Below are 13,414 nucleotides of genomic sequence, written 5' to 3' on the forward strand. Positions count from 1 at the left end.
ACTACGAAATCGATTAATTAATAAGTATTTAATTATAGAAAACTATAAAAATAACTTTGAAAACCCTTACTGTCATTGACTTTATTGAAATTATCCATGTTTATGAATAACTTGTCCATTTGCTAACATTTCTTTAACAGTAATTTCGTCAATACTATTTAACCAATTAACCAATATCAAAATGGAAAAACTTAAGCTTTTATTATTAGCCTTCTTCTTTGGCTTCTCAATTAATACCTGGGCACAAAAAACAGAAGTGTCTGGTGTAGTTTTAGATGACAAAGGCATTCCTCTGCCAGCCGCGAACATACTCGAAAAGGGTACAACGAATACTGTAACAACAGATTTTGATGGAAAATTTAAATTTTCAGTTTCAAACAAAAATGCAGTATTAGTCATTTCTTTTATTGGATTTGATGATCAAACTTTAAAATTAGATGGAACAAAATCTAATTATTCGATTAAATTACAATCCACTACAAATAATCTTGAACAAGTTGTAGTAGTAGGATACGGTAAAGGATCCCGAAAAAACCTTACCACTTCTGTAACGTCCATTAAAGCAGAAGAATTAAACAAGGGAGCAATTAGTGATGTTGGACAGCTTTTACAAGGTAAAGTTTCCGGTTTGAATATTTCATCAAGCGGTGACCCAACAAAAACAGCTTCTGTAGTGATGCGTGGAGTTTCGACATTAAATAGTTCTCAAGGGCCATTTTATGTAATTGACGGTATTCCTGGAGTAGATATCTCTGTGATTTCACCAGATGATATTGCTACTATCGACGTTTTAAAAGATGCTGCCGCAACGGCAATCTATGGTAACCGTGCTGCAAATGGGGTTATTATGGTAACAACTAAAAAAGGTAGTAAAGGAAGAACGCAAGTTGCTTACAATGGATATGTTGGTTTTGAAGAAGTTTCAAATAATCTGGACATGATGAATGCAGATCAGTTGAGAGCTTTTACAACTAAAAACAATTTGAACTTTACTCCAGAAAATGATAAAGGTGCTAACACAAACTGGTTAAAAGAAATTATGAGACCAAATCGTGCAGTATCTACAAGTCATAATTTATCTATGAGCGGAGGTGGAGATCACGGAAGTTATACTGCAAGTATTACATCTCTTAACAGAGAAGGGGTAATGCAAAAAAGTGATTTTTCTCGTATCATCGCACGTCTGTCTGTAGAACAATTTGCTTTTGATGATAAAGTGAAATTCGGCTTAAATGTTACCAATTCAAAAACAGATTACCAAAATGTACCACAACGTAATACGGTACTTTTACAAGCTGCTAGTTACCTTCCGGTTTCTCCAGTAAGAAATGCCGATGGATCTTTCTATGAAAATTTTATTAGCCCAGGATATTTTAATCCAGTTGCTTTGATTGAACATGGAACAGATGAAACAACAACAAATAACCTTGTTGGTAATCTTACTGCTGAAGTTAAACTTCCATTTGGAATTACTTACAATTTAAATTTAGCACACCAAAGATTAACGTCTTCTCACGGAGAATTTTATGACAGCTATTATTCACAATATAATAGTGCGAACTTTTACAACAACCCAGATCCACCTTTGACAAAATCTTTGGTTAACTTTGGAGTAAATGGTTCTGCTTTGAGAAATTCTTATGAAACTAGAAATAATATTATCGAGAGTTTCTTTACTTGGGATAGAACTTTTGGTTCTCATAAAGTAAAAGCTGTTGTAGGTTATTCTTGGCAGGAAAATACATTAGGAGACGGGTTTCAAGCAACTACAACAAATTTCCCAGTTGATAATGTAGGTTACAATAACCTTGCTTTAAGTAACTACACTTCTGTTAATGGTTATGTAGTAAATTTTGGAGATAGTAAAGCGTATCAAAAAACACGTTTAATTGCTTATTTCGCTCGTTTAAACTATAATTATAAAGATAAATATCTTTTGCAAGGATCGATCAGAAGAGATGGTGGATCAATGTTTGGAGCTAACAACCAATGGGGATATTTCCCTTCTGTGGGTGGTGCTTGGAGAATTGACAAAGAAAGCTTCATGCAGAATCAAGAATTTTTTAGTGACTTGAAATTGAGAGGAAGCTGGGGAGTTACAGGAAACTCTTCTGGGTTTAATGCTTACACAGCGCAATTTATTTCTGGTAGTTTAGGAACTTTCTATTACAACGGACAGCAGATTGGTGCTTACGGACCAAATCAAGCAGCTAATCCAGATTTGAAATGGGAAAAAACGGCTACTGCAAACATTGGACTTGATTTCTCTCTATTAAAAGGAAAAGTAACGGGATCTATCGATGTTTACGACAAAAAAACAACAGATATGATCTTCAACTACAATGTTAATCCGGTGCTTGTGCCAGTAGGTTCTATTGTAGCAAACGGAGGAACAATGTCTAACAAAGGTATCGAACTTAGTTTAAGCACAACTCCTGTTAAAACAGCAGATTTCAGCTGGACGACTAATTTGAACTTAGCACATAATAAAAACGAAATCGTAAAATTAACTAGCCCATTCTTCGTTGGTGGAGATTCTATTCGTAGAGTACAACCAGACGGAGGCGGACAAACAGGAAGTACATTACAAATTTTCAAAGAAGGAAAACCTTTAGGGCAATTCTTTACATTGAAATATGCAGGAAAAAATGCTGACGGAGTTTCTCAATATTATGATAAAAACGGTGCTTTGACAACTACACCTTTAAACGGAGTTGATTATCATTATGCAGGAAGCGCACAGCCTAAATTATTACTAGGATGGGGAAATAACTTTCAATACAAAAAATTTGATTTAAGTATTTTCTTCAGAGGAGTATTTGGTAATAAGATTTTTAATGCTACTCGCGCCGATTTATTCAGGCCAAGTACAGCAATGACCAATAATATTTTAGTTGACGCAGGAAACGAGTCACCAAACGACCTTAACTCTTATAAATATTCAGATCGTTTTATTGAAGACGGTAGTTATTTAAGATTAGATAACATGACCTTAGGATACAATTTTGGAAAAGTAGGAAGGTACATCAGTAGTGTACGTATTTACCAAACGATAAACAATGTGTTTGTTATTACTAAATACACAGGAATTGACCCAGAGGTTGAACAAGGAGGAACAGCTCCAGGTGTAGATTCTAATAACTTCTATCCAAAAACTAGAACGTATATGTTCGGTTTAAATGTGAGCTTCTAAAAATTAAATGAAAAAATTATGAAAAAGATATTAAAATATTTAGGTCTTCCAGTGCTTTTGGCTGGTTTAGTATGGTCTTGCGACGATCTTGAAGTGCCTATTACAACTCAATTGACACCAGAAGTATTCCCTCAAAATTCAACACAATATATTCAGACAACGGGTCCTGTATACGCGGCGTTTCGTGGTGAGTTCTCATTTGCCTGGTGGTGGTCACAATCTTTGTCTACAGACGAAGCTATTCTACCTGCAAGAGGAGGTAACTGGTTTGATAACAGAAACTATATCGCAATGCACTACCATGACTGGAATGCAGATAACGGAATCATCGGAAGTCTTTGGGATTGGTCATCTAAAGTGATTGGAACTAGTAATCAGGCAATTTCTATCTTAAGACAAACAATGCCAGAAGGTGCAGAGAAAAAAACATTGATTTCAGAATTGAAAACAATGCGTGCTATTTCTTATTTCATGTTAATGGATAGTTACGGAGATGTGCCGTTAGATACTTTGTACGGAGATTTTACTTCTCATGCTAAAACACCAAGAGCAGAAGTTTTCAATTTTATTGAAAAAGAATTAAAAAGCGCGGTTCCTAACTTAAATCCTGCAGCAGGTGTTACCACTTACGGAAGACCAAACAAACAAACAGCTAATGCAATGTTGGCTAAATTGTATTTGAATGCAAACATATATACAGGAACTGCACGTTACAACGAATGTATTGCAGCTTGTGATGAGGTAATCAATTCTGGTTTATATGCTGTTGAACCAAGAGCGACTTATCTTCAGATGTTTTATCCAACAAACGGACCAGCAATGAAAGAATTCATCTTTGCAGTTCCTTACGATCCAGCGGCAGTAACAGTTGGTTTCAATGGTCAGATGTATCATGCACGTTATGATGTTCCTCGTTCTGAAAGAGCTAAGTTTGGACTTCCTTATACGCCAAGTGCGCCTAGAAGCACGTTGAAAGAGTTTTACGCTTATTTCAACGATGCAAATGACATTCGTAACAGACAATGGCTTACAGGTCTTCAGTTTATGAATGATGGTGTAACGCCAGTAACGGTAACAACAACTAAAAAAGGATACGATCAATTTTATACAGGATCTGATGGAGGTGCTAGTTATACTTATCAAGTAAATTTAACACCAGATATTATCCTTCGTCAAAGCGTTGCTTTAATGGATCTTGGAAATGATGAAATTGCATGGAATATGGGATATAGAAACATAAAATTCTACCCAGATGCAACTTCTACAAACCGTAACCAAAAGAACGACGTTCCTTTCTTGCGTTATTCAGATATTCTTTTAATGAAAGCAGAATCAATCCTTCGTGGTGGAGCTGTAACTTTAGGACAAAGTTCAGATGTATTAGTAAATATGGTTCGTTCTAATCGTACTACTTCTGCAGCTTTGAGCGGTGTAACTTTAGAAGATCTTTACAGAGAAAGAAGCCGTGAGTTTTCTTGGGAAGCTTGGCATAGAAATGATATGATCCGTTTTGGAAAATATGAAGGACAATGGGGTTATAAAACAAATACAGATGTTTACCGTCGTGTTTTCCCAATTCCAACAAACGCTATGGTATTAAATCCAGCTCTTACTCAGAATACTGGATATTAAAAATAAGAATTTAGTTAAGTACGCATTTGTAATTTAATTTTAAAAAGGAGAAGAGCGTCAAAATTCTTCTCCTTTTTTCAAAAAAAACTGGTTTTATCAGTTGCTCGTGAGAATCAGTTCAGTTTTATTTTTTGAATGAAACAAAGCTTAATTGAATGTCGTTTCTATAATTGAATGAAAAATTAAGCTTTGTAACATTCTGTTAAATTATTTAGAGAATACGTTAAAGTCGGTTATTCTCGGCAATTCTTGTGCCTTGTGCTTTCGATTTAATGATAAGAAAACACACAAAAAAACTTTTTAAACTAATATTGCCTCATTATACATGGAACTAAACAAAATCTTTAAAATAGGAAGTATCGTAATAAGTTTAACTCTTATTTTTTTAGTGTCATGCAACGCTCAAAAATCAGTTTCTCTCCAAAAGAAACAAATCTCAGATATGGTTTACCCGTTGTTGGACACTGAAAACTCAAGATGGTTTTACTTTTCATCTGCGAGCCGTCCTTTTGGTATGGTAAATCTAAGTCCAGATACCGAAATTAAAGGTGATTGGGGAGGTGGTTATAAATATACAACAGATACAGTTAAGGGTTTTAGCCATGTTCATGAATGGCAAATGTCTGGTGTGTCGGTAATGCCTGTAACCGTTTCAAAAGAAAATAAAGCAAATATTTTTAAAGATTTTTATTCTAAATTCAGCCATCAGACAGAGATTATAACGCCTGGTTACCATTCGCTAAAATTAGACAGATATAAAATAACAGCCGAAATAACGAGTACAGCAAGAGTAGGGTTTCATAAATATACTTTTCCGGCAAATACTCAAAAAGCGGTACTTTTTAATTTGAATACTATTTTAGGTCCTTGTGATAATACCAACGGGAAATTAGAAAAAAATACGGACTTTGAACTTTCAGGATCTTTAGTGCTAAGTACAAACTTTAGACGCCCAAAACCATTAACCGTATTTTTTAAGGTTAAAACCAATCAGCCGATTACTTCTCTCGAAAGAGATAATGTTACAGGAAATTATTTGATTCATTTTGCTAAAACAAAAGATAAGGTATTGATGAAAGTGGGTATTTCTTATACTTCAATTGAAAACGCCAACAATAATATTGAAACCGAATTATCGCATTGGAATTTTAATCAAACGGTTACTGATTCTAAAAATGAATGGAGTAACTTATTAGGAAGAATAAAAGTTGAAGGCGGAACAGAAACCGATCAAAGAAGGTTTTACACTGATTTATGGCATGCTTTGCAAGGAAGAAAAAAGATCAGTGATGCAAATGGATCCTATCCTGATAATACGGGGGACACGTTCAGGATAGGGCATTTACCTTTAAACGCCGACGGAAAACCGAAATTTAATCATTATAATTCTGATGCCTTTTGGGGTGCACAATGGACTATCAATAATCTGTGGGGACTTGTATATCCTGAGATTATGGAAGAATTTGTGTATTCTTTAATGCAATATTATAAAGATGGCGGTTCAATTCCGCGTGGCCCTTCGGGAGGAAATGATACTTACGTAATGACGGGAGCTTCTGCAACGCCATTCATTGTGAGCGCGATTCAAAAAGGAATTGTAAAAGAAGATTTAGAAGCTATTTATGTGGCACTCAAAAAAGGTCATATGGAAGGCGGAATTATGGCAAAAGCGGGTTATGAGCACAACACAAGTATTGGTGGTGGACTAAAATATTATCTAGAAAAAGGTTATGTGCCGTATCCGCTTCCTGATGGTAATTTCGGAAGTCATGAAGATGGTGCAAGTCAGACCTTAGAGTATGCTTATCAAGATTGGACTTTGGCGCAGCTAGCTAAAAAACTAAATCATGAAGAAGATTATAATTATTTTATAAAAAGATCAAAAAACTATCAGAATGTTTTTGATCAAACGATTGGCTGGATGCGTCCGAAAAATGTTGATGGAAAATGGAGAGAAAATTATGATCCCTACCAATATGAAAATGGTTTTATAGAATCAAATGGAGCACAGTCAACTTGGTTTGTGCCGCATGATATTGCTGGTTTAGCAGATTTAATGGGAGGAAAAGAAAAAGCGGTTGAAAAATTAAATGCACAATTTGAAACGGCTAAAAATCAGAAATATACCTCGGGCACATCTCATGATGCAGAATTACATCCAGAATTTAGCAGAATTCCGATCAATTTTGGAAATCAGCCTTCGATGCAAACTTCTAATATTTTTACCGTTTTAGGAAGACCAGATTTAACACAATATTGGACAAGAAATGTAGTCAAAGAAACTTTCAGCGGATTATCGCCTGCAACTGGATACAACGGGGATGAAGATCAGGGATTAATGGGAAGTTTGAACGTTCTGCTAAAATTAGGCTTATTTCAATTGAATGGAGGAACAGATAAAGAGGCGGTTTACCAGATTGGAAGTCCAATATTTAATAAAATTTCGATTGATTTAAATCCGAAATATTATTCAGGAAAATCATTTGTAATTAAAGCACAGCATAATAGCGCTGAAAATGTTTACATTAAAGATATAAAGTTCAATAATAAAGCACTAAAAGATTGTAGTCTTTCACATCAAGAGATTACTAATGGCGGAGAATTAGTTTTAGAAATGTCAAATACAGTAAACCCCTAATATTAAAGAAAACAACACTAAATGAAAAATCCAAAGTCTATCATTTTCTTAGCGATAAGCTTTCTTTTTACAATTGAAAACTATGCACAGTCAAAGGTTCATCAATATGTTGATCCGATGATTGGCTCAGAAGGAGTTGGAAGAGTTTTTATTGGTCCGTCTTGTCCATACGGAATGGTAAAACCAAGTCCAGATTGTACATCGAGTCCTAACAGTGGCTGGTTGCCAATTCCTAAAGAAGTTACAGGTTTTAGCCAAGTGCATGTAAGTGGAACAGGAGGAGGCCCAAAATACGGAAATATTCAAATTATGCCCTTTTCTGGAGGTTTGGATAAAATGGATCAGACTTCGTTTAGAGCAGAAGAAAATGTTAAACTAGGTTATTATGAAACTGTTTTTAAAGAAAATAAAATTAAAACAGAAATAACCACTGGAGAAAAAGTGTCTTATTATCGTTTTACTTATCCAAAAAACACTTCAAAAGAATTAAAAATAGATCCAGGTTTTTTTCTAGGTGAAGAAAAAATTCCTGATGCAAGAGAAGCGCAACAATTTGTAGGCTCGCAAATCGAAATTGTTTCGGATACAGAAGTAAGAGGTTACAGCAGAATCAGAGGCGGATGGAATAACGGACGCGCTTATACTGTTTATTTCTGGGCAAGTTTCGATCAGCCAATTGCAAAATATGTAACGTTTAAAGACGGAAAATTCTATAACAATCAAAAAGCACAGTTTGATTCTGGAAAGAAAACAGCAGCATTACTCTCTTTTGGAAGTGGAAAAGAAGAATTAAATGTCAAAATCGGAATTTCTTTTTTAAGCGAATTGAAAGCGAAAAACAATATTGAGGTAGAAATTCCACACTGGAATTTTGATAATGTTTTGGCGGAATTAGAAAATAAATGGGAAAATTTATTAAACCGAATTCAGCTTTCTGCAGATACTTCAGAAGAATATAAAAAAATGTTCTACACAGGTTTGTATCACACCATGATTATGCCTGTTGACCGTACTGGAGAAAATCCGTTATGGACAAATGATGAGCCTTATTATGATGATTTTTATACGATTTGGGATACTTTTCGAACTTCGAGTCCATTAATTACTCTAATAGATTCTAAACGAAAAGTAGATATTATCAATGCGATGTTAAACATTTACAAACGCGAAGGCTACTTGCCAGAAGGAAGAAGCGGAAATGATAATGGAAGAACACAAGGCGGTTCAAATGCTGAAGTGGTTTTAGCTGATGCTTTTGTAAAAAACTTAAAAGGAATAGATTATGAATTAGCACTTCAAGCAATGCTTAAAGATGCTACAGTTCCTCCTGGAGGCAATGAAGAGAAAGAAGGAAGAGGCGGACTTTTAGATTATCTGAAATTAGGTTACGTTCCGTACGGTACAGATCGCGCTGGAAACCGAACTATCGATTATTCATACAATGATTATAATATTGCTGTTGTTGCCAAAGGATTGGGAAAAACAGATTTGTACAATCAATATATGAAACAAGCCGAAAACTGGCAGAATTTATGGCGTGCAGATTATGAGAATAATGGAGCAAAAGGTTTTATTATGCCAAAAGACGCCGCTGGAAATTGGTTGGATGATGTTGTTTTTGGAGAATCTAAAATACAGAAACCAACTTTTAAATATACGCCAGTAATTATCGAATCGCCTTGGTATGTTTGCCATTGGTGCGTTTTCTTTTATGAAGGAACGTCTTGGGAATATTCATTCAGCCTTCCGCATGATATTCCAGAATTGGTAAAAAAATCAGGTGGAGAAAAAGCTTTTGAAAACCGATTGAACACTTTCTTCGACAATGATTTATTTAATGTTGCGAATGAACCTTCATTTCTTACACCTTGTCTGTATCACTGGATTGGAAAACCATACTTAAGCAGCGACAGAATCAGAACCATTATAAAAAACAGTTTCAATACTTCTCGTGAAGGTTTGCCAGGAAATGATGATTCTGGTGCAATGTCTTCTTGGTTGGCTTTCCACATGATGGGATTATATCCAAATGCTGGACAACCTTATTACTTGATTAATACACCGCTTATTAAAGAAACAGTTATGAAATTAGAAAACGGCAAAAGTTTTAAAATTGTAACTAAAAAAATGAGTGATAAAAACAGATACATAAAAGCTGCTTTTTTAAATGGAAAACCATACAATCAAGCGTGGATTTTGCATGAAGATATTAACAATGGAGGAGAACTTGTTCTTGAGATGGATTCAAAACCTTCAAAATGGGGAACAACAATTTTACCGCCAGCGAAATAAAAAGATAAACAAGATGAAAAATATATTTTTAATGATTCTTTTCTGTATTGTTTGTCAGAAAGGAATAGCACAGAATTACATTCCAACAATAAAAAATAATACAGAACTAAATTACGTCTGCAAACTTCATGGTCAAACCAGAACTCTTTCGCTTAAAGCAGAAACAGCAGGCGACGGCTTAACTTTTAAACTAGAAACAAGAGGTGTAAAAAGTAGTATTGTAATGCTTCCTGAAGCTGTAAAAAACGGAACAGAATTAAGTTTTAATCAAGGAGAATATGCGCCAGTTTTGAATTTGAAACCAACAGAAACTTTTTTTATGATTTCCAGATCAGCGTATCAAGCTTTAGTAAAAAACAATTCATTTGTTTATAACAATACAACATACGTTTTAGATAAAAACAATGACAAAAACAGCATTTCAATTGACGGAAAAACTGTTGAGACTTTGCACGTTATTGCGCAAATCGATGAAACCGAAATGTGGATTGTAAAAAATCCTGAATTTCCTTTAATCTGTAAAGTAATTAAGAATCCGTTAGGCATTAATCCAACATTAGTGAAAGTAGTGGATTAAAAAGCAGATTTTATTTTAAACACATAGAAACATAGTTTTTGATTACGCATAAAGAAGACAAAAAGAAACTAGTTTCTCACACATAGTCCCGAAGCTTCGGGATTTGTTCATGCAAGTGAAACGCCTTTTAACAAGCATTAAGATCTATGTTTCTATGTGTTTAAAAAATTATGGGCAAGGAATTTATAATAAGGAAAAGAAAGAATATTGATTAAAGAATTTTCACATTTTAAGTATAAATTGATAATTTCTGAACATTAGGCAGAATTCTTGGTAAATTGTTGAAAGTTGTTTTTTAAATTTACAGGAATTACACTTAAACTATAATATTTAAATTATGAAATTATCTATCGTAACCTCTTTACTTTTTAGCTGCATTTGTTTTGGACAGAATAATACAGACACCAGTTTGTATATGAAGTCTGATAAAATTACGTATTTAACAGATATCGGTTCAGAATCAGGAGATTTATACAAAACAATCGGACATCACGGTCCAGCGATTGAGAATGAATGGATGGCTTTGAGAATTTATTTCAGCGATAAAGTAGCGATTGATGTTTATTCTAAGGCAAAGCCAGGTTTAGAATTAAGAAAAGCAAATTGGTATCCGACGCCGCAACAGCAAAAAGAAGGATGGGGAGCAGATTACTATAAAGTGGCATCAACTGTTGGTTTAGGAGGTGTGAAACTTTGGGACGGAGAAAAAGTTGTGCCTTTAAATCCAGTTACGAACCGTTTAGCAAGAGTTGGAAAAACAGATACTACTTCTTGGATGGAAATGATTTCGAGAGGAGTGCCTTACAAAGGAAAAAAAGTAGATATTTTAGTTCGCGTTACAGTATTCTCAGGTAAACGAGAAGCTAAAGTAGAAGCCGTTTCTCTAAGTGGAGAGAAAGTGCAATTTGCAACAGGAATCAATTATTTCAAAGATTTCGGAACTAAAAAAGGAACAAATTATATCGCAGTTTGGGGAAAACATCCAGAAGACGTAGCAGCAGAAATTGTAGAAATTGGTGCAGCAATTATGTATAATCCAAAAGATTACGAGAAAACTACAGACGACGGAACACAATATTTGTTGATCTCAAAACCAGCAAAAAACTTAGAAACTTCGATTATATCTTCAAGTGCAAGAGAAACAGAACTAAATACTCTAGATAAGTTGGAAGCTTACATTAAAAAATAATACGCATTTAAAAAACTTACATGTTTAGAATATCGGCTATATTAGTATTATTACTTTCTTTAAATTCTTGTAAATCACAGCAGATTCACAAAAAAGAAATTCAGATTGCTTTTATAGCCGATGTTCATTTACAGGATATTTTTGCCAAGTTTGAAGATAACGATTATAAAGGAATCGAAAATCCAAGAACGGGCGAATATGCGAATATCAGAACGATGAATGCGCAATTGCATTCTACGAGAATCTTCAATGAAAATTACTTTGCTTTTTTAGAAGCCTTAAACGATATTGTCAAAAGAGGTATAAAACAAGTTGTACTTCCAGGTGATTTTAGCGATGATGGACAACCTGTTCATGTTCGTGGATTGAGAAAAATACTCAACGAATATTCAAAAAAATACGGAATCTCCTTCTTCGTTACGACAGGAAATCATGATGTAGTAAGGCCATTTTCTCAAGATGCCGCTAAAACTGATTTTTTAGGAAAAGGTGGAAAAGAGCAAATTATCAGTAGTTCTAAAAATAATCTGAACAAAGGTGAACTCGAACCTATTATTACTTCTGACATAAAAAACTGGGGTTACAAAGAAACCATTAACGAAATGCGCGATTTTGGTTTTTTTCCAAAAAAGAGCGATTTGTATTGGGAAACACCATTTTCAAACTACACTTATGAACAATATAATTTTGAAAAAGCGCAAAAAGAATCTGCTTTAGAAAAAAGAACGTATCTAATTAAAAACACTAATTTGTATCTTCCAGATGCCAGTTATCTAGTTGAACCGATTAAAGGTGTCTGGCTTTTGGCAATAGATGCTAATGCTTATGTTCCGAACGAAAAATTATCAGGCGAAGCTAATAATCCGCATGATTTTTCGGGGGCGAATACAGGTTACAATAACGTTCTGATTTATAAAAGTCATCTCATAAACTGGGTCAAAAAAGTTTCAGCAGAAGCGAAACAAAAAGGTAAAATACTAATCGCTTTCAGTCATTACCCAATGGTTGAATTTAATGATGATGCTTCGCCCGAATTAAAACAGCTTTTTGGCGCAAACAAAATGCAATTGCAGCGAGTTCCTGATGAAGAAGTAGCACAACAATTTGCAGATGCTGGAATTCAGATTCACTTTGGCGGACATATGCATATTAACGATACAGGCGTGAGAAAAACGACAAGCGGAAATACGCTCTTTAATATGCAGACACCGTCGCTTGCCGCGTATATGCCAGCTTATAAAATATTGACGATTCATTCTAAAACAGATTTTGAAGTAGAAACAATTGTAATTCGAAAAGTGCCAAAATTCAATAGTTTATTTCCTTTTTATGAGGAAGAATATGCTCATTTAAAAGAAACTAAAAGCGCGACTATTTGGAATGTTGATATTCTAAAAGCTCAAGATTATGCATCATTTACTAGCTGGCACTTAAAAGAATTGGTTCGTTTACGATTCTTGCCTGAAGATTTTCCTGCAGATTTTTTAAAATCAATTGAAAAACTTTCTGGTAAAGATTTATTAGAATTGAATAAAAACACAACAGAGATTAATAAAGATTTAACGGCAAATTCTTTGGCAATTTCTGATTTTGAATCGTGGACTGGTTTTGATATTATTTTAGATTTTTATCGCCTAAAAAGTGCGGACGAACTTGCTTTTGATGAAATAGGAAAAGAGCGATTAAGGCAATATGATTTGATCTGCAAATACTTAAAAAAGACAAATAATCCAAAAATGGTTTTGTGGGCAGAAATATTTTGGAAAACCATGAATGGCGAGCCTTCTAGTCATTTTAGAATTGACCTTAAAAATAACAAAATTGATAATTTATCTGTTAAATAATTTCGGTATTTATTAAATCAAAAAGTTTAAATTGCATTATAAATTATCT

Annotated in this window: 7 protein-coding genes; all 7 read left to right on the forward strand. The window is 34.2% G+C overall.

Annotated features, from left to right (window positions below):
* Window positions 1–181 precede the first annotated feature (181 nt).
* The 7 genes from LL966_RS22335 to LL966_RS22365 all read left to right on the forward strand — a co-directional run bounded on the left by LL966_RS22335 (window position 182) and on the right by LL966_RS22365 (window position 13,365).
* Window positions 182–3,193: a SusC/RagA family TonB-linked outer membrane protein gene (locus LL966_RS22335; RefSeq protein ID WP_229356389.1), complete on the forward strand. Its 3,012-nt coding sequence runs from the start codon at window positions 182–184 to the stop codon at window positions 3,191–3,193.
* 18 nt (window positions 3,194–3,211) lie between these two features.
* Complete coding sequence (locus LL966_RS22340; RefSeq protein WP_229356390.1) at window positions 3,212–4,825, forward strand: RagB/SusD family nutrient uptake outer membrane protein; 1,614 nt, start codon at window positions 3,212–3,214, stop codon at window positions 4,823–4,825.
* Between the two features lie 325 nt (window positions 4,826–5,150).
* Window positions 5,151–7,463, forward strand: a complete 2,313-nt coding sequence (locus tag LL966_RS22345) for a GH92 family glycosyl hydrolase (RefSeq protein ID WP_229356391.1) — start codon at window positions 5,151–5,153, stop codon at window positions 7,461–7,463.
* 21 nt (window positions 7,464–7,484) lie between these two features.
* Window positions 7,485–9,755, forward strand: coding sequence for a GH92 family glycosyl hydrolase (locus tag LL966_RS22350; RefSeq protein WP_229356392.1), 2,271 nt, complete (start codon window positions 7,485–7,487; stop codon window positions 9,753–9,755).
* Between the two features lie 13 nt (window positions 9,756–9,768).
* Window positions 9,769–10,332 carry a hypothetical protein gene (locus LL966_RS22355; protein ID WP_229356393.1) on the forward strand — a complete coding sequence of 188 codons (564 nt, stop codon included), beginning with the start codon at window positions 9,769–9,771 and terminating at the stop codon, window positions 10,330–10,332.
* A 337-nt stretch (window positions 10,333–10,669) separates the two neighbouring features.
* Complete coding sequence (locus LL966_RS22360) at window positions 10,670–11,521, forward strand: DUF4861 family protein (protein ID WP_229356395.1); 852 nt, start codon at window positions 10,670–10,672, stop codon at window positions 11,519–11,521.
* A gap of 20 nt (window positions 11,522–11,541) precedes the next feature.
* Entirely contained in the window at window positions 11,542–13,365 is a 1,824-nt protein-coding gene (locus LL966_RS22365) for a metallophosphoesterase (protein WP_229356397.1), read from the forward strand.
* Window positions 13,366–13,414 lie beyond the last annotated feature (49 nt).

This window comes from Flavobacterium chungbukense (genome assembly GCF_020805785.1).
Taxonomy (GTDB): Bacteria; Bacteroidota; Bacteroidia; order Flavobacteriales; family Flavobacteriaceae; genus Flavobacterium; species Flavobacterium chungbukense.